This window comes from Providencia sp. PROV150, from assembly GCF_028481025.1.
Lineage (GTDB): Bacteria > Pseudomonadota > Gammaproteobacteria > Enterobacterales > Enterobacteriaceae > Providencia > Providencia hangzhouensis.
Genome location: NZ_JAMPPJ010000003.1, coordinates 1 through 22,297, shown reverse-complemented (window position 1 = coordinate 22,297; position 22,297 = coordinate 1). Strand labels below are relative to the sequence as shown.

18 protein-coding genes are annotated in these 22,297 nt (G+C 43.4%); 2 read left to right on the top strand and 16 right to left on the bottom strand.

Annotated features, from left to right (window positions below):
- Positions 1-5 precede the first annotated feature (5 nt).
- The 13 genes from nuoM to PSE83_RS03335 form a co-directional block, all read right to left on the bottom strand.
- Positions 6-1,526: an NADH-quinone oxidoreductase subunit M gene (gene nuoM, locus PSE83_RS03395; RefSeq protein WP_004259848.1), complete on the bottom strand. Its 1,521-nt coding sequence runs from the start codon at positions 1,524-1,526 to the stop codon at positions 6-8.
- Between the two features lie 19 nt (positions 1,527-1,545).
- On the bottom strand, positions 1,546-3,387 hold the full coding sequence (gene nuoL / locus PSE83_RS03390; protein WP_004259845.1) for an NADH-quinone oxidoreductase subunit L: 1,842 nt from the start codon (positions 3,385-3,387) through the stop codon (positions 1,546-1,548).
- The gene (nuoK, locus tag PSE83_RS03385; RefSeq protein ID WP_004259841.1) at positions 3,384-3,686 is read right to left on the bottom strand and encodes an NADH-quinone oxidoreductase subunit NuoK; all 303 of its coding nucleotides are present in this window, start codon (positions 3,684-3,686) and stop codon (positions 3,384-3,386) included. Before nuoK ends, nuoL begins: the two co-directional genes overlap by 4 nt.
- Positions 3,683-4,225 carry an NADH-quinone oxidoreductase subunit J gene (nuoJ, locus tag PSE83_RS03380; RefSeq protein ID WP_004259837.1) on the bottom strand — a complete coding sequence of 181 codons (543 nt, stop codon included), beginning with the start codon at positions 4,223-4,225 and terminating at the stop codon, positions 3,683-3,685. Before nuoJ ends, nuoK begins: the two co-directional genes overlap by 4 nt.
- A 12-nt stretch (positions 4,226-4,237) precedes the next feature.
- Positions 4,238-4,780: an NADH-quinone oxidoreductase subunit NuoI gene (gene nuoI / locus PSE83_RS03375; RefSeq protein ID WP_004259834.1), complete on the bottom strand. Its 543-nt coding sequence runs from the start codon at positions 4,778-4,780 to the stop codon at positions 4,238-4,240.
- Between the two features lie 14 nt (positions 4,781-4,794).
- On the bottom strand, positions 4,795-5,772 hold the full coding sequence (nuoH, locus tag PSE83_RS03370) for an NADH-quinone oxidoreductase subunit NuoH (RefSeq protein WP_004912244.1): 978 nt from the start codon (positions 5,770-5,772) through the stop codon (positions 4,795-4,797).
- On the bottom strand, positions 5,772-8,504 hold the full coding sequence (nuoG, locus tag PSE83_RS03365; protein ID WP_272660661.1) for an NADH-quinone oxidoreductase subunit NuoG: 2,733 nt from the start codon (positions 8,502-8,504) through the stop codon (positions 5,772-5,774). The genes nuoH and nuoG overlap by 1 nt, the downstream gene beginning before the upstream one ends.
- A gap of 89 nt (positions 8,505-8,593) precedes the next feature.
- Positions 8,594-9,952 carry an NADH-quinone oxidoreductase subunit NuoF gene (gene nuoF / locus PSE83_RS03360; protein ID WP_004259820.1) on the bottom strand — a complete coding sequence of 453 codons (1,359 nt, stop codon included), beginning with the start codon at positions 9,950-9,952 and terminating at the stop codon, positions 8,594-8,596.
- Entirely contained in the window at positions 9,949-10,497 is a 549-nt protein-coding gene (nuoE, locus tag PSE83_RS03355; protein WP_036958085.1) for an NADH-quinone oxidoreductase subunit NuoE, read from the bottom strand. Before nuoE ends, nuoF begins: the two co-directional genes overlap by 4 nt.
- A 2-nt stretch (positions 10,498-10,499) precedes the next feature.
- Positions 10,500-12,302 (bottom strand): NADH-quinone oxidoreductase subunit C/D, encoded by a 1,803-nt coding sequence (nuoC, locus tag PSE83_RS03350; RefSeq protein ID WP_004259810.1) that lies wholly within the window; start codon positions 12,300-12,302, stop codon positions 10,500-10,502.
- 74 nt (positions 12,303-12,376) lie between these two features.
- The gene (locus PSE83_RS03345) at positions 12,377-13,051 is read right to left on the bottom strand and encodes a NuoB/complex I 20 kDa subunit family protein (protein WP_004912254.1); all 675 of its coding nucleotides are present in this window, start codon (positions 13,049-13,051) and stop codon (positions 12,377-12,379) included.
- Positions 13,052-13,069: 18 nt separating this feature from the next.
- On the bottom strand, positions 13,070-13,513 hold the full coding sequence (locus PSE83_RS03340; RefSeq protein WP_004259806.1) for an NADH-quinone oxidoreductase subunit A: 444 nt from the start codon (positions 13,511-13,513) through the stop codon (positions 13,070-13,072).
- Between the two features lie 1,114 nt (positions 13,514-14,627).
- Positions 14,628-15,551 carry a LysR family transcriptional regulator gene (locus tag PSE83_RS03335; RefSeq protein ID WP_036958083.1) on the bottom strand — a complete coding sequence of 308 codons (924 nt, stop codon included), beginning with the start codon at positions 15,549-15,551 and terminating at the stop codon, positions 14,628-14,630.
- 790 nt (positions 15,552-16,341) lie between these two features.
- Between PSE83_RS03335 and PSE83_RS03330 the strand changes: the two genes are divergently transcribed.
- Positions 16,342-17,556 (top strand): pyridoxal phosphate-dependent aminotransferase, encoded by a 1,215-nt coding sequence (locus PSE83_RS03330; protein ID WP_004259802.1) that lies wholly within the window; start codon positions 16,342-16,344, stop codon positions 17,554-17,556.
- Positions 17,557-17,963: 407 nt separating this feature from the next.
- On the top strand, positions 17,964-18,545 hold the full coding sequence (yfbR, locus tag PSE83_RS03325; protein ID WP_004259798.1) for a 5'-deoxynucleotidase: 582 nt from the start codon (positions 17,964-17,966) through the stop codon (positions 18,543-18,545).
- 51 nt (positions 18,546-18,596) lie between these two features.
- On the opposite strand, the gene PSE83_RS03320 is transcribed toward yfbR, so the two are convergent.
- The 3 genes from PSE83_RS03320 to PSE83_RS03310 form a co-directional block, all read right to left on the bottom strand.
- A complete protein-coding gene (locus PSE83_RS03320) occupies positions 18,597-19,013 on the bottom strand; it encodes a hypothetical protein (RefSeq protein ID WP_232062784.1) in 417 nt (138 codons plus the stop codon).
- A gap of 167 nt (positions 19,014-19,180) precedes the next feature.
- The gene (locus tag PSE83_RS03315; protein WP_004259790.1) at positions 19,181-21,013 is read right to left on the bottom strand and encodes an SLC13 family permease; all 1,833 of its coding nucleotides are present in this window, start codon (positions 21,011-21,013) and stop codon (positions 19,181-19,183) included.
- Between the two features lie 88 nt (positions 21,014-21,101).
- Positions 21,102-21,776 carry a sugar phosphatase gene (locus PSE83_RS03310; protein WP_036958082.1) on the bottom strand — a complete coding sequence of 225 codons (675 nt, stop codon included), beginning with the start codon at positions 21,774-21,776 and terminating at the stop codon, positions 21,102-21,104.
- Between the last annotated feature and the right edge of the window lie 521 nt (positions 21,777-22,297).

The following is a 22,297-nucleotide window of genomic DNA, read 5'->3' as shown; positions in this document are numbered from 1 at the left end:
GCGAATTACAGCCCTAATGTTGTAAGTGAAGCAGAATACAGGTTATGCAATGTTTCCATCGAACCAATTGATGTATCTAAAATTGGTTGTGGGTAGAAACCGATAATAACCAGTAAAGCAGCCAGAGCCAGCAGCACACCAAATTCACGTGCCGTTAACCCTTTCATTTCTTTTTCAGACTTAGGTGTACCGTAGTAGGTCTGTTGCATCATCCACAGTGAATAGATAGACGCAAACACCACACCAAAGACCATAATACAAGTCACTAACGTGAATTGGCTGAAGCTGCCAAACAGGATCATAAATTCACCAATGAAGTTACCTGTACCTGGCATTCCTAGCGTTGCCGCAGCAAAGAACAGGGACATTCCTGGTAACCATTTAATGCGTTTCCATAATCCACCCATCATGCGCATATCACGAGTTTGCGTACGTTCATACAGTTGACCACTAATGATAATCAGTGCCGCACCAGACAAACCATTGGTGATCATTTGAACTACAGCACCTTGGTAGGCCAAGGTTGAACCCGCGTAAATAGCGACTGTCACAAAGCCCATATGGGATAAGCTACTGTACGCTGCAAGACGTTTGATATCCGTTTGTTTGAACGCCAACCATGCACCGTAGAAGATACTGATCACACCCAGCGTCATCGCCACTGGCGTGAACTGGATAGAGGCTTCAGGGAACAGAGGCAAAGTAAAGCGTAACAGGCCGTATGCTGCGGTTTTTAGCATGATACCGGAGATATCCACGGAACCCGCTGTAGGCGACTGTTCTTGGGTATCTGCCATCCAACCATGGAAAGGAACCAATGGCATTTTAACGGCAAAGGCGATAAAGAAGCCTAACATCAACATAAACGCAACGTTACTAGACAGTTCTGCGCCTAACAGTTGGTTATAATCGAATGTTAATACGCCTGAAGTATTGTAATTCGCTAGTGCCAATCCAATGATGGAAACCAACATGATCAAGCCACTTGCCTGCGTATAGATAAAAAACTTGGTCGCAGCGTTGATATGTTTTCGGTTATCTGACCCTTTGTGTCCCCAATTGGCAATCAGGAAGTACATTGGGATCAGCATCATCTCCCAGAAGAAGAAGAATAAGAACAAGTCAACTGCGGTGAAAATCCCCATCACACCTGTGATAATCCACAGCAGGTTAAAGTGATACGCACCTTGGTTCTTCTGGTTTTCACTCCAAGAGCTCAGAATCGAGAAAGCCCCCATGATAGCCGTTAATACGACCATCAGCAGTGATAAACCGTCAATAGCTAAATGAAAGTCAATTCCCAGTGACGGGATCCACGGCATAAAGAAAACAGATTGCCATTGTGGAATCCCTTGTGGATTAACAAGAGAGTAATTCCCTTCTAACCACAATTGCACGGAGAGTATTAATGTTATTCCCATCGTCGCCAGTGCAATCCAGCGCGGTGCGCGATGACTGAACCGGTCAGCCTGCCAGCTTAGCAGGCCTCCGATGAAGGGAATGAGTATTAGCCAGGGTAATAGCATGGCGCAATGTGTCCCTTAATTAAACCAAAAGCAGCAGAGCAAGAATCAGCACTGCACCCAGCCCCAACGAGGCAACATACCAACGGATTTGGCCGTTTTCACTCACTGCAAGCCCTTTATTTGCCCAACGTGAAAGATGTGCAGGGATATTCATCAGAGAGTTAATCGGATCGCTTTCCAGTAGCCATGCAATACCTTTAAACGGTTTTACAAAGACTACGTCATACAGCCAGTCGAAGCCCCACGCTTGGTACCACCATGCGCTGAAGAAACGACCCACCGCAGTTTTCGCGATAGCATCGACTATTGAACGTCTAAACAGGTAGAGGAATACCGCAATTAATAGACCAGCGATAGCAAACCCGCCAGAAATCGCTTCGAGTAAGACTTTACCGTCTTCACTGCCAGCCGCTTCTGCAGGGAATACCCCTTCGAGTGGTTGGTGGATTAATGCACCAACAAACGTTGCAAGGATAGCCAAAATGCCCAGTGGTAATGTGTGAGTGATGCCTTTAACCTTATGCGCTTTGATTTTTGCTTCACCGTGGAACACGATGAAAATCATACGGAAGGTATAAATTGCGGTCATTAATGCACCGAGGATACCTGCCCACAACAATACAGTCTGTCCATCAAGCTGCGCACCCCACAAAATGGCATCTTTACTGTAGAAACCAGCAGTAAACAATGGCAATGCTGCCAGTGCGCTTCCGCCAATCAACATCACAGCGTAGATAAATGGAATTTGCTTACGCAATCCGCCCATTTTGAAGATATTTTGCTCGTGGTGGCATGCCAAAATGACCGAACCTGCTGACAGGAACAACAGTGCTTTAAAGAAAGCGTGCGTCATCAGGTGGAAAATCGCAGCATCCCAAGCTTGCACACCGAGAGCCAAAAACATATAACCGATTTGGCTCATCGTGGAATAAGCAAGCACACGCTTGATATCGGTTTGAACCAGTGCAGCAAACCCTGCCAGTACTAATGTCACTGCGCCCACAACGCCAACTAGATGTAAAACTTCTGGCGCTAATAAGAACAGAACGTGGGTACGAGCCACTAAGTACACACCGGCCGTTACCATGGTTGCGGCGTGGATCAATGCTGAAACTGGCGTTGGACCCGCCATCGCATCTGCCAACCACGTTTGCAATGGTAACTGTGCTGATTTACCGACTGCGCCACCTAATAACATCAAGGTTGCCCAATTGATCGCACTCGAACCTTCAGCAAATTTCTGAGGTGCTAACACCGCCATTTCGCTGAAATTCAATGTGCCGAGCTCATTCCACAGGATAAACATACCAATTGCGAGGAATACGTCACCGATACGCGTGACAAAGAACGCTTTCATTGCGGCTTTACCGTTTTCTGGATTGGTATAATAGAAACCAATCAACAGGTAACTGCACAGCCCTACCCCTTCCCAACCGAGATACATCAGCATCATGTTATCAGCGAGGACTAAGACCACCATACTCGCGATAAACAGGTTAGTGTAAGCGAAGAAACGTGAGTAACCTTCCTCACCACGCATATACCAAGAAGCGTATACATGAATAAGGAAGCCCACACCCGTTACCACACCTAACATGGTCAGAGATAGACCATCTAACATTAGGGTGAATGGGATATTAAAGGTACCGACAGACATCCAAGTCCACAGAGGTTGGATGAACACGCTACCAGCGTCTTGAGCTAAAAATTCATTGCCAGCATAGAATGCGACGATGGCCGCTAAGCCGACCGACCCCGCACCAATAATGGCCGAAACGTTTTCTGACCAGCGTCCACGGGAGAAGGCTAACAACACCGACCCCAGTAAAGGCAACAGAATAGTTAAATAGAGTAGGTTCATCCGCGCATCTCACTGACTTTATCAATATTCAGGTTCTGACGATGACGATGGAGTTGCAGTAACAACGCCAATCCAATACTCGCCTCCGCTGCAGCCAATGTAATTGCCAATATATACATAATTTGGCCGTCTGGCTGCCCCCAAAAACTCCCTGCAACCACAAATGCCAGTGCAGTTGAGTTAATCATGATTTCCAGTCCGATCAGCATGAAAAGCAGATTGCGGCGAATAACAAGGCAGCTAAGCCCCATCACAAATAAAATCGCCGCTAAAATCAGACCATGTTCTAGAGGTATCATTTTTGCTCCTCCGCCTTCGCGATACTGACAAGATCAGCACCGTTTTCTTTACGGTCACGTCCAACGTGGAATGCGACAACTAAACCAGCTAGTAGTAACAGTGACGCCAATTCGACAGCCAGAACGTAAGGCCCGAACAAGCTAATACCCACTTCTTTCGCCCCAATGATGGTGCCCTCAATGCCTTCTTGATATGACAATGAGGTAATGCCGTAAACTAAGATAGCCAATAAAACCGCGGATAACACCGCAGGGCCAATCCAGTTTTTCGGCGTCAACCAAGCGCGCTCTTGTTCTTGAACAGAACGCCCTAAGTTGAGCATCATCACGACGAACACGAACAGGACCATAATGGCACCTGCATATACGATGATTTCCAACGCCCCAGCAAAATACGCGCCGAGGGAGAAAAACACCATTGACAGAGCCAGCAGAGAAACAACCAGATACAACAGTGCATGCACCGGATTTGTATTCGTTATCACCCTTAAAGTTGCTAAAATGGCAACTAGACCGGCGATATAAAATGTAAATTCCATGAATATCGCTCCTTATGGCAACAGGTCTTTGACGTTGATAGGTTTCGCTTCGTTATCCGCTTCACCTTTGTCTTTACCTGCAATCGCCATACCTGATTTACGGTAAAAGTTATAATCAGGATATTTACCCGGACCTGAAATCAACAGGTCATTTTTCTCGTAAACCAGATCCTGACGTCTCCAATCGGCCATTTCAAAATCAGGTGTTAATTGGATTGCCGTGGTAGGGCAAGCCTCTTCACACAGACCACAGAAAATACAGCGCGAAAAGTTAACGCGGAAAAATTCAGGGTACCAGCGGCCATCTTCGTGTTCAGCTTTTTGCAGTGAGATGCAACCCACAGGGCAAGCTACCGCACACAAGTTACATGCAACACAACGCTCTTCACCGTCTGGATCGCGCGTCAACACGATACGACCACGGTAACGGGGTGGCAGATAAACCGGCTCTTCTGGATACATTTGCGTTTCGCGTTTATCGAACGCATGTAGGCCGACCATCCAAATACTACGTACTTGGGTGGCGAAACCGACCAATAACTCTTTCAATGTCATGGTTCAATCACCCCTTACTGAGCGTTGTATAAAATCACTGCTGCAGTACCCAGCAGATTAAGCAGTGTCAGCGGCAGGCAAATTTTCCAACCGAAAGACATCACTTGGTCATAACGTGGACGCGGTAAAGAGGCACGGATCAAGATAAACATCATCATGAAGAAGCCAGTTTTGATAGCAAACCACAAGAATGACGGCAGGAATGGACCATGCCAGCCACCAAAGAACAGCGTCACAATCAGTGCAGAAACCGTTACGATACCGATATACTCACCAACGAAGAACAGACCGAACTTCATCCCTGAGTATTCAACGTGGTAACCATCCGCAATCTCTTGTTCTGCTTCTGGTTGGTCAAACGGGTGACGGTGACATACCGCAACGCCCGCTATCGCAAAAGTCACAAAACCAAAGAATTGAGGAATAATATTCCACATGCCTTCTTGGGAGTTCACAATATCAATCAGGTTGAATGAACCTGCTTGTGCAACCACACCCATTAAAGAAAGGCCTAAGAATACTTCGTAACTCACGGTTTGTGCTGACGCACGCATCGCACCTAATAATGAGTATTTGTTGTTACTTGACCAACCTGCGAATAACACCGCATAGACCGCTAGACCCGCCATCATCAGGAAGAATAGAATCCCAATGTTCAAGTCTGCTACGTGCCAAGTCGGGCTGACAGGCACGATTGCAAATGCAAGGAACAATGAACAAAATGCGATAACTGGTGCTAGCGTAAAGATTTTCTTATCCGCGAACTGTGGGATCCAGTCTTCTTTAAACAGCATTTTGAACATGTCGGCGATTAACTGGCCCATCCCAAACGGGCCAACGCGGTTTGGACCATAACGGTTCTGGAACAGACCGAGAATACGGCGCTCTCCCAGACTCATGTATGCCCCACAAGTCACAACAACCAATAAAATGACGACAGATTTAAGGATGGAAATTAATACTTCCATCACTTCAGGAGAAATCCAATCCATCATGCTCCCCTCCGCAGATTATTGACTGACACGCCAGCCATTGACGGTGCGATACCTGGCATTCCTAGCGGTAAGCCAATTTGACCGGTAGACAGGTGATTACTGAGGCGAACAGTCAAGTTAAACGCTTGACCTGCGTGGCTAAACTCAGCTTTAGCACCCGCTGACAGCCCCAGTGCCGCAGCATCTTGCGTGTTCAGCATGATATAAGGCTCAGGCATACGCTCTTGGATCACCTCTGAACGCTGTGACATTTCATCACTGCCAAACAGGTGGTAATAAGGTGCGACGACCCACTGCGCTTCGCTAGCTTGATAAGCCGCTGGAATTTCAGTGAAGTAAGCCAATTTGCTCTCTGTTGAATTGAACAAACGGATACCCGGGTCACCAAATAACAGGTGCCCCCCCACTTCGGCTTGGAATTTATTCCATGCTTGCGGTGAGTTCCAACCTGGTGCCCATGCAAATGGAATTTGCTGGCGCGGTGCGGTTGGGCTGTTGTTCCCTTCCATTGAGAAAGCAAATGGAGAGTCAATATCTTGCGGTTGACGAGGTTCATGGACAGATTGATTTGCTAGCATCGCTGTACGGCCACTGTAACGATGTGGTTCACGCGCCAGTTTTTGACCACGAATACGGAAAGACGCTTTTGGTGCGGCATCAACCATACCTGAGAATTGTGGCATTGCGGCAACACAATCAGCGGTAACGTGATCAAGTTGAGACCAATCCGCATCACGCTCTTGCGCTTCAGTTTGCAGTGAATGCATCCAGCGCCAGCTTTCGTTCATCACGATAGCTTTATCGTAATACGTTGGGTCGAAGACTTGGAAGAAACGCTGTGCACGACCTTCTTGGTTAATCAACGTACCGTCTGCTTCAGCAAAACTTGCTGCTGGCAGAACTAATGTTGCTTTATCCATGATGTCGGTTTGCTGATGATCCGCTACAATCAAGTGGCTCAATTTCGCTAATGCGCTATTGACTGCATCCACGCTGCTGTGACGGTACAGGTCGTTTTCGATAACAATAGCCACATCCGCTTCGTTCGCTTCTATGCGAGCTAAAGCGCTGTCTAATGGCTGTGCATTCATCATTGCCAGACCGAAACTATTTGCATGAGACGCTAAGTAAGATAACCCAACGTTCGCGCCTTTCGCTTTCAGTGCGAATGCCACGTTAGCGGCCGCTTGGATCATTGCCTCGCTGGCACTATGGCTACCACTGATAATTAATGGTTTTTTCGCACTGGCTAATGCTTGAGCAATGGTTTCAACTTTGGCTTTTAAGTCTGCGGGTAAATCATTCACCGCAGGGGCTTCGCCATTAATCATATTGGCGATAGCAAAACCGAAGCGCGCTTGGTCAACCACTGGAGCACGGTAATTGAAGGCAGCCACATCGTCTAAACGCGTGTCATCAACATTGGTGATAAACAGCGGATATTTTGCGTGTTGACCAATATTCATGATTGCCGCGATTTGCCAGTCAGCCACTTTTTGTGCTGCCGCCATCTCACGAGCTTTACCTTTCACCGCTTGGCGTACAGATAACGCCATGCGTGCACCTGTCTGAGTTAAATCTTCACCCAGTACCAGTACCGCATCATAGCCTTCCACTTCACGCAGTGTTGGCGTATAGATACCGCCGTTTTGCAGAATATTTTGCATTAATGCTAAACGACGCTGCTCTCCCGCAGAAATACCGGAATAGAAGTTTTCTGCTCCAACTAATGCGCGTAATGCATAGTTGCTTTCAACGCTAGCACGCGGCGAGCCGATACCAATCACTTTTTTCGCTTGATTGATAATTTGCGCACCACTTTGCATCGCTTCGATAGCCGAGATGACCTGCTTAACGCCATTTTTATTGAGTACAGCTTGGCGAGGACGGTCTTTACGGTTGACGTAACCATAACCAAAGCGACCACGGTCACACAGGAAATAGTGGTTTACCGAGCCGTTATAACGGTTTTCGATGCGGCGGATTTCACCATAACGCTCACCGGGGCTAGTATTACAACCGATACTGCACTGCTGGCAGATACCGGGGGCAAACTGCATATCCCATTTACGGTTATAGCGCTCAGAGTGGGTTTTATCGGTGAATACCCCGGTAGGACAAACTTCAACTAAGTTACCGGAGAACTCACTTTCCAGTGTACCGTCTTCAGTACGACCGAAATACACATAGTTATGTGCCCCATAAACCCCTAAATCCGTGCCATCTGCATAATCTTTGTAGTAACGAACACAGCGATAACACGCAATACAACGGTTCATTTCATGACTAATAAATGGACCGAGGTCTTGGTTAATGTGAGTCCGTTTCGTAAAACGATATTTACGCATGTTATGACCGGTCATTACCGTCATATCTTGTAGGTGACAGTTCCCCCCTTCCTCACAGACTGGGCAGTCATGAGGGTGGTTGGTCATCAGCCATTCCACGACACTTTCACGGAATTGTTTGGCTTCTTCATCATCAATTGAGATGTAGGTACCTTCCGTTGCGGGTGTCATACAAGACATTACTAGGCGACCGCGTGTGTCATCTGCGTTCTGATACTGCTTAACCGCACACTGGCGGCAAGCGCCAACGCTTCCCAGCGCCGGATGCCAGCAAAAATAAGGAATATCTAGCCCGAGAGAAAGACAGGCTTGTAACAGGTTTTCAGACCCGTTTACGTCATATTCTTTGCCGTCTACATATATTGTAGCCATAGTCAGCATGCTTCCCAAAGGCCCGCATAAAGCAGGCGTTAATCAAAAATACGTTCTTCGTGAAAAATCTCTTTAGCGGTTGCTCAATCGCTAAATAATTACCAACGCTGCTTAAGCAAGTTGGGTTGGATACCTGCAATCTGCACGATGTTACGCAGATCTTTTTGCGAAATACCCGCTTCGAATTCATCACGGAAATATTTGATGGCACTTTGTAGCGGTTCGACCGCACCCGGTGCGTGAGCGCAGAAAGTTTTACCCGGTCCTAAGAAACGGCACAGCTGCTCTAGGGTTTCAATATCCCCCGGCTGCCCTTCTCCTTTTTCCAGCGCTTGTAAAATTTTCACACTCCATGGCAGACCATCACGGCACGGCGTACACCAACCACAGGATTCACGAGCAAAGAAGGTTTCTAAGTTACGCACTAAAGAAACCATGTTGATTTCATGATCAACCGCCATCGCCAATGCAGTACCAAGACGGCTTCCTGCTTTGGCAATATTTTCGAAATCCATTGGTAAGTCGAGGTGGTCGTTGGTTAGGAAGTCTGTCCCTGCCCCACCCGGCTGCCATGCTTTTAATTTCAGTCCATCACGCATACCACCTGCGTAATCTTCCAACACTTCACGTGCCGTTGTACCAAATGGCAATTCCCACAGACCCGGGTTTTTCACACGGCCAGAGAAGCCCATTAATTTAGTACCCGCGTCTTTACTCTTACCGGCGCTTAAATCGATATACCATTGGTCTCCGTGCTCTAAAATAGCAGGCACGTTACAAATGGTTTCGACGTTATTAACGCAAGTTGGCTTACCCCAAGCACCTGATGTTGCAGGAAATGGTGGTTTAGAACGTGGGTTAGCACGGCGGCCTTCTAAAGAGTTAATCAGTGCGGTTTCTTCACCGCAGATATAACGCCCAGCGCCGGTGTGGACAAACAGTTCAAAATCGAAACCAGAACCGAGGATATTTTTTCCTAATAAACCCGCCGCTTTCGCTTCTTCGATGGCACGGCGTAGGTTTTGCGCGGCTTCAACATACTCACCCCGTAAGAAGATATAACCACGGTAGGCCTTAAGTGCATAAGCGCCCGTGATCATCCCTTCAACTAACAAGTGAGGGAGTTGCTCCATCAATAAACGGTCTTTATAGGTGCCCGGTTCCATTTCATCCGCATTACATAAAAAGTAACGCAGTTTCATGTTTTCGTCTTTTGGCATCAGGCTCCATTTCAGACCTGTTGAGAAGCCCGCACCGCCTCGCCCTTTCAGGCCAGCGTCTTTTACGAGGTTCACAACTTCATCGGGTGCCATGCCTTTGAGCGCGCGCTCAAGACCTTTGTATCCGTTTTTACTGCGATACTCATCTAACCAAACAGGCTGATTGTCATCACGCAAACGCCATGTTAGAGGATGAGTTTCAGCAGTACGGATCACTGGATTAACAGAATTTGTCATGGATACTGCTCCAGTAATTTTTGAATATTTTCAGGCTGCACGTAGCTGTGAGTGTCATCATCGATCATCATCGTTGGACCCTTGTCACAGTTACCTAGGCAACAGGTCGGCAGCAATGTAAAGCGGCCATCAGCTGTTGTTTGACCAGGGCGAATATTAAGCTGTTTAATTATTTCAGCTTCTAAGCCCTGATAACCTGTAATATGGCAAACAACACTGTCGCAATAGCGAATAATGTGGCGACCCACTGGTTGGCGGAAGATTTGGCTATAGAATGTCGCCACCCCTTCAACATCACTGGCTGGGATACCTAAGACGTCAGCGATAGCATGGATCGCACCATCTTCAACCCAACCGCGGTTTTTTTGCACAATTTTCAGTGCTTCAATTGAGGCAGCACGTGCGTCTTCGTAATGGTGTTTCTCACCTTCAATCTCTTCACGCTCTTTCTCTGTTAAGACAAAGCCATGATTGACTTGCGGTTCAAACACATTCACGACATTGAGCTCGTTGTGCTTCTCATTTTCGTTATGTTCATTATGCATGGTTAGCGATCCACATCCGACATTACAAAATCGATACTACCCAGATAGACGATTAAGTCTGAAACTAAACTACCTCTGATCACGGCAGGAATTTGCTGCAAGTGAGCGTAGCTTGGCGTACGAATACGCGTACGGTAGCTCATTGTGCTGCCATCACTGGTTAAGTAGTAGCTGTTGATACCTTTCGTCGCTTCAACCATCTGGAATGACTCATTTGCTGGCATCACCGGCCCCCAAGACACTTGTAAGAAGTGGTTGATCAGGGTTTCGATATGCTGCAACGTGCGCTCTTTTGGTGGCGGAGTTGTCAATGGATGGTCAGCTTTGAAAGGACCTTCTGGCATATTCTTATAGCATTGCTCAAGAATACGAATACTCTGGCGCATCTCTTCTACTTTGATCATCACGCGATCATAACAGTCACCGTTGTGAGCGATAGGGATATCAAACTCAAAGTTTTCATAGCCTGAATATGGACGCCATTTACGCACGTCAAAATCAACGCCTGTTGCACGTAACCCAGCCCCTGTTACACCCCATGCCAGCGCCTCTTCTTTTGAGTACATGGCTGTCCCAATAGAACGACCTTTTAAGATGGAGTTTTTCAGTGCAGAAGTCACATAAGACTCTAAACGTTTTGGCAACCAGTCTAATAACTCACGCAGCAGTTTTTCCCAGCCACGCGGTAAGTCGTGCGCAACACCACCGATACGGAACCATGCGGGGTGCATACGGAAACCAGTAATTGCTTCAATCACGTTGTAGACTTTTTGACGGTCGGTAAACGCAAAGAAGACCGGGGTCATCGCACCAACGTCTTGGATATAGGTACTGATGTACAGTAAGTGGCTGTTAATCCGAAATAACTCAGACAGCATGACACGAATCGTTTTCACGCGATCCGGCACTTCAATGCCAGCCAGTTTTTCAACGGCTAACACATATGGCATTTCATTCACACAACCACCGAGATACTCGATACGGTCAGTGTAAGGAATGTAGCTGTGCCATGACTGGCGTTCACCCATTTTTTCAGCACCACGGTGGTGGTAGCCAATGTCAGGTACGCAGTCAATAATTTCTTCACCATCCAGTTGTAATACGATACGAAACGCACCGTGTGAGGATGGGTGGTTTGGCCCCAAGTTTAGGAACATGAAATCTTCGTTTTCATTTCCACGTGCCATGCCCCACTCTTCTGGTTTGAAAGTCAAGGCTTCCATTTCCAGATCTTGTTTCTGCTTAGTCAGAACAAAAGGGTCAAACTCAGTCGCACGCGCAGGATAATCCTTACGCAGTGGGTGACCTTCCCAACTTGGTGACATTAAAAGGCGGCGTAAATTTGGGTGACCTTGGAACGTTATACCGAACATATCCCACACTTCACGCTCATGCCAATTCGCATTCGGGAACAGGGAAACAATAGAAGGCACGTTTAAGTCTTTCTCATTAAGAGCGACTTTTAACATGATATCGCGGTTACGATCGATAGAGATGAGGTGGTAGAAAACACTAAAGTCTGCTTCTGGCAGACCTTGACGGTGAATTCGTTGACGTTCATCTACCCCATGTAAGTCAAATAACATGACATACGGTTTTGGTAATTTCTTTAGGAAATCGACCACTTCCAGTAACTGTTCACGACGCACCCAAAGCACTGGCATACCAGTGCGAGTTGCTTGAACAGAAAAGGCATCCGGCCCAAATTGATTGCGCAGTTCCAGAAGCACAGGGTCGTTTAAGTGATCCTGTGTCTGCCATCCTGGCTGGTTACTACTCGCTTGCGCTATCTGATCTGTCATCATTCTTCACCATAACGCTTGATCAGGTTTATTATTTCGCAACAACATTGCTCTGTTACGCTGTATGGCTTTAAGCCTTAAATTTCGTCTGGTGTACGCAGGTTTGTCACTGCAATACGTTCACCGTGCTTTCTTTCTCTTTCTGATTGCATATTGGCACGGTAAACCCCTTGGTCTCCAACAACCCAAGACAGCGGTCGACGCTCTTTACCGATAGATTCTTGCAACAGAAGCAGAGCCTGCATATAGGCTTCTGGACGCGGTGGGCAACCTGGGATATACACATCCACAGGAATAAATTTATCGACGCCTTGTACAACAGAGTAAATGTCATACATACCACCAGAGTTGGCACATGAACCCATGGAAATTACCCATTTTGGTTCAAGCATTTGGTCATACAGACGTTGAATAACAGGTGCCATTTTTGTGAAACAAGTACCTGCTACTACCATGAAATCGGCTTGACGAGGTGAAGCACGCAGTACTTCTGCACCAAAGCGGGCAACGTCATGAACAGCCGTGAACGAAGTCACCATTTCTACATAGCAACATGAAAGACCAAAGTTATATGGCCATAGAGAGTTTTTGCGCCCCCAATTAACCACATCGTGAAGTGCATGAGAAAGTTTTCCCATGTAAACACTGTTTTCAACTTGCTGCTCCAGTGGATCGGTAACGATTTCCTGAGTTTGCAGTGGGTAACGGTCGTTCTCACCGTTCGGATCTATGCGGGTGAGCGTATAATCCATTGTATAATGCCTCGCTTTTTACTGCGGATGACGATTGCTGATTTTAATAACTTCACTAGGATGCTTTACTTTTCCGCGGGAACGGACTGGAGTCCAATCCAATGCCCCAACGCGGACGAGGTAAAACAGTCCCGCCAACAATACCAAAATAAAGATCGCGGCTTCGATGAAACCTACCCAACCGGCTTCGCGGATGGCGACTGACCATGCAAATAAGAACATGGCTTCAACATCGAAGATAACGAAAAACATGGCAACTAAGTAAAACTTAGCAGACATGCGGAGACGTGCACTACCGACCGAGTCGATACCTGACTCATAAGGAACATGTTTTGTTCTGGCTTTGGCGCGGCTACCTAGAAAGTGACCTGCGACCAACATGAAAGCACAAAGACCGATAGTGCCGATAAGGAATATCGCAAACGCCCAGTTATGGGCTAACGCTAGGATTGATGTAGACATACTCGTTGCTTACTCATTACTTATGGTGTGTTAGCTGCTCTTTTTTACATCACGGCAGTATTGCACCACAATTGCCCAGTTAATCGAGAAGAAAGACCAAAATTGATCACAAACTAAAATATCACCAAACTTAAATCAGCCTGTTGACTGCGTTTGGTTTGTCCTCTCTCATTACAATTTATTTCACTTAAACTAAGTAAAATAACCCGTATTTGTTACAAAAACTTCACACTCAGAAAACAACAGAACAACAAAAAGTACTCATAATCTGCTAAAACGTGTCAGTGTAATGATACTCAAGTAAACACGCAAACTAGTTTAACTGATTATTCGTTTTTACTACACCATTATCTCAGGAAAAACCTGTCTTAACAGATGAAAAATTGCTCTTTTTATTTGATCTAACGCACACTTTTATTGAAAAAGTACTCAATTTGTTTACATAGCATTCAATTTAACTTTAAGTCTTTGTAACTCTTTTTAACGCATTACTTCAAGTAACTAACTGACATTACAGCGCTATTTTATCTATTCAATAAAAAAACATTGTTAATAACATAACAAATTGTTAACCAAACAATGAAATTCAGGTTATGCCAGCTACATCACAATTATTTCATGGTCTTTCTTATTTAACCATACTTATTAAGTGGTTATTTGTTTTTTTTATGAGCGGAAATTAATAAAAAATCGATAAATTTGAACTCGATATCCTACTAAGGATATCACTGGACATTATTTAAACATGCATAAAAACAAATTTCTCGATACCATTTCCCAATATTGAAAATTGAGTTCCACTGCATGAAATAATCGTTTCAGTTATTACCAACGAATCCGTTAAACTGTTATCTAACAACTTAACCTACCCGTGCGTTAACCATTTAACCAAAAATAGCTATCTCAGTCGCCACACGAGCCTTCTTTAGATTGCGATTAACACATTGATTTTATTTGTACACAGCCAATAACACATTGATCACAAACAAGTGATTCAGTAATAAACTAACAAAAATGATATAAAAAAACGGCAATCCCAAGATAATTGGAATTACCGCCAGTACAATAAATCGATTAGATATTGCGATTAAAGCAACCAGATGAATCGATTAACTTAATTACTTTCCTCGTTGCTATCCATCAACTCACTTGCTGAGGCTGCCACATAAGGAATTTTTTTGTTTTCAATCGCACCGAATACCGTCAGAACAAAATCTTTTTGTTCGTCTGCGTTTTTATATAACCAATACTGAATATCAGGTAAACGTGGTAACCCATCAGCTTCATTCAAAATACGTAAATCTGCATTTTGCATTTCCATTGGCCTTGCAGTTACCCCTACTTCCGCATTAACTGCTGCACGAACAGCAGGCAGAGAAGCCGCTTCATAAGCAACATGCCATGACAAACCTGCATCATCAAGGGCACTAGTACAAAGTTTACGATATGGGTTAGTTTCATCCATAACAACTAATGGGATCGGCTCATTCGGACGCAATTGAAAATCGGGTGCGCTATGCCACAAAACAGGCACGGTTCTTAAAGCCGTTTTAGGATGGTGGCTAATTCTTGCCGTTGTTAATGCAAGATCTATCTCATGGTTATCAAGCATTGACTCAATAAACTGAGCTCGTTTAATGCGTACTTCAATTGCAATTCTTGGATAGACAGACGCGATACGATTAAGCAAGAAAGGTAATAGGATATCGACGGTGTCATCAGATGCACCGATGCGCAATTCACCATCAGCGTCATTATAAGTTAATGATGCCGTTGCATCGTCATTGGCGCGCAATATTTGCCTTGCGTAGCCAAGTAATTGCAATCCATGTGCGGTAAGCAGTTTATTTCGTCCATGACGAGCAAAAAGCTCACGACCGACTAATTGTTCTAAACGTTGCATTTGCTGGCTCACAGCAGATTGTGTTCGACAAACGGCTGCAGCTGCAGCTGCAAATGTATTAAGATCTGCGACAGCAACGAAAGTACGTAGCAAATCAAGATCTAGGTTCATGATGGGACGATTGGAATTTATCATCGTTCATTCTCTTATATAATTTTATGTTACCTGGTGTTTCTGCTCTCCTCCATGAGAATCAGCGAGTTTATAGCGACTACTAAGCGAGTGCATTTCTAATCCATAGATCTGCAATAACTTCTAATTATTTTACTTTTCCACCCTGCTCATCATTTATAATTGATAGAGCACGTGTGCAAATAGCATACTTCCAAAAATCAAATAATTTTAATAAAAAGGGGATGTTTTCCTAAAAAACAAACTAACAAAGCGCTTTCTAGAACACGCTTAAATAGTAACATATTTAATGTAATCACAATTATTTTAATGTAAGCACATTATAAAATTCGTTTCACTATTTACCTATAGTTATATATATCAATTAGTTACAATTTTAAGTAACACTTTTTGTTAATAAAAATGACTCGAAACAATCAATATTACTAACAAAATCACACTAATTATTATAAAAAAAGGCTATTACAGCAAAAAAATCATGTCTATTTTAATGATTCAATGCTTAATATTACATTTTGATACAAATTTTCCTTTTTCCTCTGTTTTTCTGCTTTTTTACTTTTTATACTCCAAAACATCAATAAATGTTAAAATTATAATCCACACAATGCTATATTTTAGGAACATACAGCTAACTTAAACCATATAATAAGATACCAAACATTACATTTAAGCGTAAACCAACCTTTTACACCAAAAATAACCTTGCATCTTCAAAAGCTTCTGAGGGAGGAGTAGAGTAAAGGAATAACGCCGGCTCGACCAATATAACCCTTAGGGTAATGAGAAAACTATGAATAATCTAACTAAATCCAGTAAGCTCGATAATGTTTGCTATGACATTCGTGGGCCCGTCTTAAAAGAAGCTAAACGCCTAGAAGAAGAAGGCAACAAAGTCCTCAAGCTCAATATTGGTAACCCGGCCCCATTTGGTTTTGAAGCCCCAGATGAAATCCTAGTTGATGTCTTGCGTAATCTGCCTAGTTCTCAGGGTTATTGTGATTCAAAAGGCTTATATTCTGCCCGTAAAGCGATTGTGCAGCATTACCAAGCTCGCGGTATTCATGAAATGACCGTGGAAGATGTCTACATTGGTAATGGCGTTTCTGAATTAATCGTACAAGCCATGCAAGCGCTGCTTAATAATGGTGATGAAATGTTAGTGCCTGCGCCTGATTACCCATTATGGACCGCTGCGGTTTCCCTTTCAGGTGGGAAAGCCGTTCATTATATGTGTGATGAGCAACAAGGTTGGATGCCTGATATTGAAGACATTCGCAAAAAAATCACCCCAAGAACGCGTGGTATTGTGGTCATAAACCCAAATAACCCAACCGGTGCGGTCTACAGTAAAGATCTGTTAATGGAAATTGTCGAATTGGCTCGCCAGCACAATCTTATTATTTATGCTGATGAGATCTACGATAAAATTCTTTATGATGATGCTGTACATCACTCTATTGCCGCCCTCGCTCCAGATTTATTAACCATCACATTTAATGGTTTATCTAAAACTTATCGCGTCGCTGGTTTTCGCCAAGGTTGGATGGTATTAAACGGCCCGAAAAAGCATGCTAAAAGCTATATTGAAGGTTTAGAAATGCTGGCCTCGATGCGCCTGTGTGCTAACGTTCCAATGCAGCATGCTATTCAAACTGCACTCGGAGGCTACCAAAGTATCAGTGAATTTATTCAACCAGGTGGGCGTTTATATGAGCAACGTAATCGTGCATGGGAGTTGATCAACCAAATACCGGGCGTTTCATGCGTCAAACCACAAGGTGCTCTGTATATGTTCCCAAAAATAGATATTAAACGATTTAATATCTATGACGACCAGAAAATGATTTTAGACCTATTGTTACAAGAGAAAGTGTTATTAGTTCAAGGTACCGCATTTAACTGGCCTGAACCCGATCACTTTAGAATTGTCACATTACCTTATGCAGATGACCTTGAAATGGCGATTAATAAATTCGGCCGTTTCCTTGAAGGTTATCGCCAATAAGAATTTTATCAAACATAAAGTAAAAGCCTCCTACTCCGGAGGCTTTTTTATTCTAAATCGAGTCATCATTAATAGACTGTATTATTCTGATAATCAAATAATAGAAATAAAATAAATTGCCACCAGGAAAAAGCCCAATAATATAAATGGAAAATATTTCATATTGCCTCTTTATTTTTGAATTGAACATTCATTATATTTTTTTGATTCTATAATTCAACACAATTAAAATAACAGTTAAATTAAAGTCAAATCCTGATTATATTATTATGATCATCTTAATATGAAAATAAATATTAATAAATAATTACGAACTAGTAACTTATTAAAAAACAATAAAAATATATCACTACCACATTATTTCCGTTATAATTTTAGTTGTTTGCAGACACCACAGAAGAGGACTTATGAGCTACTTTTTCGCCCACCTTGCTAGAATGAAACTCATTCACCGCTGGCCTTTAATGCGCAATGTACGAACTGAAAACGTTTCGGAACATAGCTTACAAGTGGCTATGGTTGCCCATGCTCTTGCTATCATCAAAAATCGTCGATTCGGCGGTCAGGTTAATGCAGAACGAATAGCCATGTTAGCCATGTACCATGATGCGAGCGAAGTTATCACTGGAGATTTACCAACTCCGATTAAATATCATAATCAGCAAATTGCTCATGAATACAAAAAAATAGAGAAGTTCGCCCAACAAAAATTACTCGAAATGCTACCAGAAGAACTGCAAGATGACTTCCGTGAACTAATTATTGAAGATTTACAAACTGATGAAGAACATTCATTGGTTAAACAAGCTGACTCATTGTGCGCTTATTTAAAATGTTTAGAAGAGCTTTCCGCGGGTAATAGTGAATTTAAACTTGCAAAAAAACGCCTAGAGAAAATATTAGAAGAAAGGAAAAGCCCTGAAATGGACTATTTTATGGAAAAATTTGTCCCAGGTTTTAAACTTTCCCTTGATGAAATCAGTAATTAATTTTTTTAGTAGGAATAATAAATATTCCTACTCTGCATAAGCAGTTATTAATTATACTTCGTTAAATGCCGTAGAACAGTCAGACGATGACGGAAAATGCACATACAGCCGCTTAAAGTCCCCATTAACCCCCAAAACCACTTTTCCTTTATCTTCAAAGGTAATAGAACAATAAAAACTCGATTTTGTACGATATTTTTTGCCACTTTTAGTTGTTATTTCAACTACCCAGTAATCATATGAATCATTAATACCGAGCTCATATTTAAATGCAAAAATATCTTTCATAACTGCTTTATTTGCAATATTAGACAAAGTTTGTGAACTGGGATATTTTTTCGTTCTGCTATTACTAAGGTTATTAACATAGTGCTCAATGACAACAGAACTTAAGTCTTCCCCCCAAAAGTTTTCAAATGTTGCCAAGCCCAAATAATACCTTTCCGGTGTAGCAGTTTCTTTATTCATATTATATATTCCTCACATTGATTTGTCAGAAATAAGCTAGCATTTCATTTATCAAATGAAAAAACGAATAAATATTAACGCTTACGTTTTTTTAATAGAAAACCATCAATAACGATTTGCTTTTCATTCGTCATTGATGGTAATTTTGAAATTATAAATAACAAAGATTAATTAAAGGGAAATAATACCGGTACAACCAAAATACTAATTAGCATTACGATAATAGTAAACGGCACACCAATTTTTAGGAAATCAGCAAATTTATACCCACCAGGCCCTAAAACTAAGGTATTCACTGGTGATGAAACTGGGGTCATAAAGGCAGCGGATGCGGCTATCCCAACAATCATGGCAAAAGGAAGTGGTGAAACCTCCATTTGACGCGCCGCCGCAATGGCAATCGGCGCCATTAACACCGCAGTTGCGGTATTGGAAATAAATAAGCCAATAGTGGCGCACAAAATAAACAGGCACAATAACATCACGTGCGGCCCTAACCCACCAGCCACTTTCATTAACGCATCGACAGCAAGCGCAATCCCCCCTGTTTCTTGTAATGCTAGCGCAAAAGGCATCATCCCAACAATTAAGATAATACTAGGCCAGTGAATTGACTTATAGGCACTTTCCATATCGATACAACGAAATTTCCCCATTAGCAAACAGGCAATAAGTGCTGCAATAAAATTAGGAATTTCATTGGTCACCATCATCGCGACCATTAGCGCCAAACAAAACAAGGCATGAGGAGCCTGAGACGCAGCGGGTGCAACAGCCTCGACTTCAGCAGCTAGGTTCAATACAATAAAATTACGCGGCTTAGTCGATAAAATTCGGATCAATTTCCAATCACCAATAACTAATAAAATATCACCTAACCTAAGCGGTTCATCAACTAGCTTTCCATCCAGTGCCTTGCCATCTCGACGAATACCAACAACGTTCAAACCATAACGAGTACGAAATTTAATGTCCCTCAACGATTTCCCCAATAGTTCGGAATCAGGGTTCATCGACACTTCAGCCATTCCCACATCACGTGATTGGTCTGAAAAATAATCTCCCCGTAAAATCATCGGTTCAAGAAGTTGCTCGCTACAAAATTGGCGCAAATCGTCATCACTCACGGATATATCGACTAATAAAACATCCCGCTCGCGTAGCTCGGTTCCCCCCGTTGCACTCACCATCACGCGACGGAATTTACGCCAACGCTCTATCCCAACCACGTTAGCTTCATAACGGGAGCGAAGATGCAGTTCATCAAGCGTATGGCCTATGAGTGGCGAACCTTTTCGGATAGCAAGGCGGCGAGCTCTACCCGTCAATTTGTAATCACGAATTAAATCACGGAAAGTACGTCGATAACGCTCAGGGAGTTTGTCGGGTTCATTACTGCCTAGCCAACGCCTTGTTAGCCACATGTAGGCAATACCGGCTAATAAAATGAGAATGCCTATAGGGGTAATAGAGAAAAATTGAAAGCCTTTGATCCCCTCTCGTACTAACTCACTATTCACTACCATATTCGGTGGCGTGGCCACCAGTGTCATCATTCCACTGATAAGCCCTGCGAAGCCTAATGGCATCATCAACCGGCTAGGGGACGTTTTCATGCGTGATGCAACGCTTAATACGACGGGGATAAAGATAGCCACCACTCCTGTGGAACTCATAAAAGCCCCTAACCCAGCGACGGTGAGCATTAAGAAAACCAGCATTTTGCTTTCGCTGCTTCCTGCAACGCGAACAAGCCAGTCTCCCATTTGATAGGCTATCCCTGTGCGAACAAGTCCATCACCAATAACAAACAATGCTGCAATTAGCAGGACGTTGGGGTCAGCAAAACCTGCGGTAGCTTGTTCTAGCGTTAAGGTATCGCTCAGCACAAACGCGACAATGACAAGTAACGCGACCACATCCATGCGAATTTTATTTGTGGTAAATAGAACTATCGCAATCAATAGAAGGGTTAAGACCCACAGCAATTCTCCGTTCAAAATATCCCCTTTCGACGAAAAAAAACATTGCTAAGAATTTTATTTAGTTAAGCATGTTTTACGGAGAATTTCTTTGATTAAATCACCATTAAGTCAAATTAGACACGAAAAGTTCATAATCACCATTATTGTCAGGTCCCATAACGGAAATTTGTTCCAATGAACTCACAATTACTTGAATTTCATCACGACGAGGCATCCCTTCTGGTGCATGGACTGCCACCACTTGGCAACCGGCTGTTAATGCTGAATGGATGCCTGCTTGTGCATCTTCAAAGGCAATACAGGATTTTGCAGGAAAAGAAAGTGCTTGGGCACCAAGTAAAAACGGCTCTGGGTCAGGCTTACCTTTGGACACTTTTTCAAATGTTACCCAATGTTTAGGCTCTGGTAACCCTGCCGCTTGTTGACGCCCATGAGCAATTGGTACAGTACCAGAGGTGACAATTGCCCACGGTGCACCAATTTCATTTAAACGCGTCAGCAAAGCAATAGCGCCGGGTAGAGCAACAACGCCCTCCACATCTTCGCTTTCCATTTTTTCTAGCCAATGGAAGTATTCCATAATTTCTTCATCACTCGCCTCGGGTAAAAAATGGCGCAAACTGGTCATTGCGGGTTTACCATGAATATAGCTAATAACTTCGTCCGCACTTTTACCAATACGCTCACCAAATTTGCACCAGCAACGTTCAACGACTGCGAGTGAATCCGCTAACGTACCGTCTAAATCAAATAGAAACCCTTTTGCCTTTAATTTCACATCTACCCCTTTAATTTTGCAATTCACATAACATAAAAAGTTGAATCGATTCTAGCCCACTAGTTAACGCTAAATAGGCGCTCATACGCAACCTCAATATTAAAAATAGTTAAGAATTGAGCCTAAGACATAAATTTGAATGCGCTAGCGCTGTTGATCTTTGTGTTTTTTGAACGACATGGTGATTTCTGTTGTATTTGCTTTTTTACGAAATCATTATATTGCTCCTGTACCACACAGGAAAAACGTAAAACTTACAGTTGGTTAGCATATTTATCAATATTAATAACTAGTAATTGCATGATAAATAGTTAAATACACTGATGAATTAGACCGATAATTTCACTGCTAGTAGAGGGTAGCTTAAATTCTCTATTTTATTTATTTTAAATCATGTGGTTACGATAACCTCTTAAGCTGAAATATTTGGTTACATAGTTTATTTCTATGTACATTAGAACTTACTGGGCTTATCGCAGTTTGGTCTATTTTTTGCTCGATGATTGTTTTGTTATGATTCG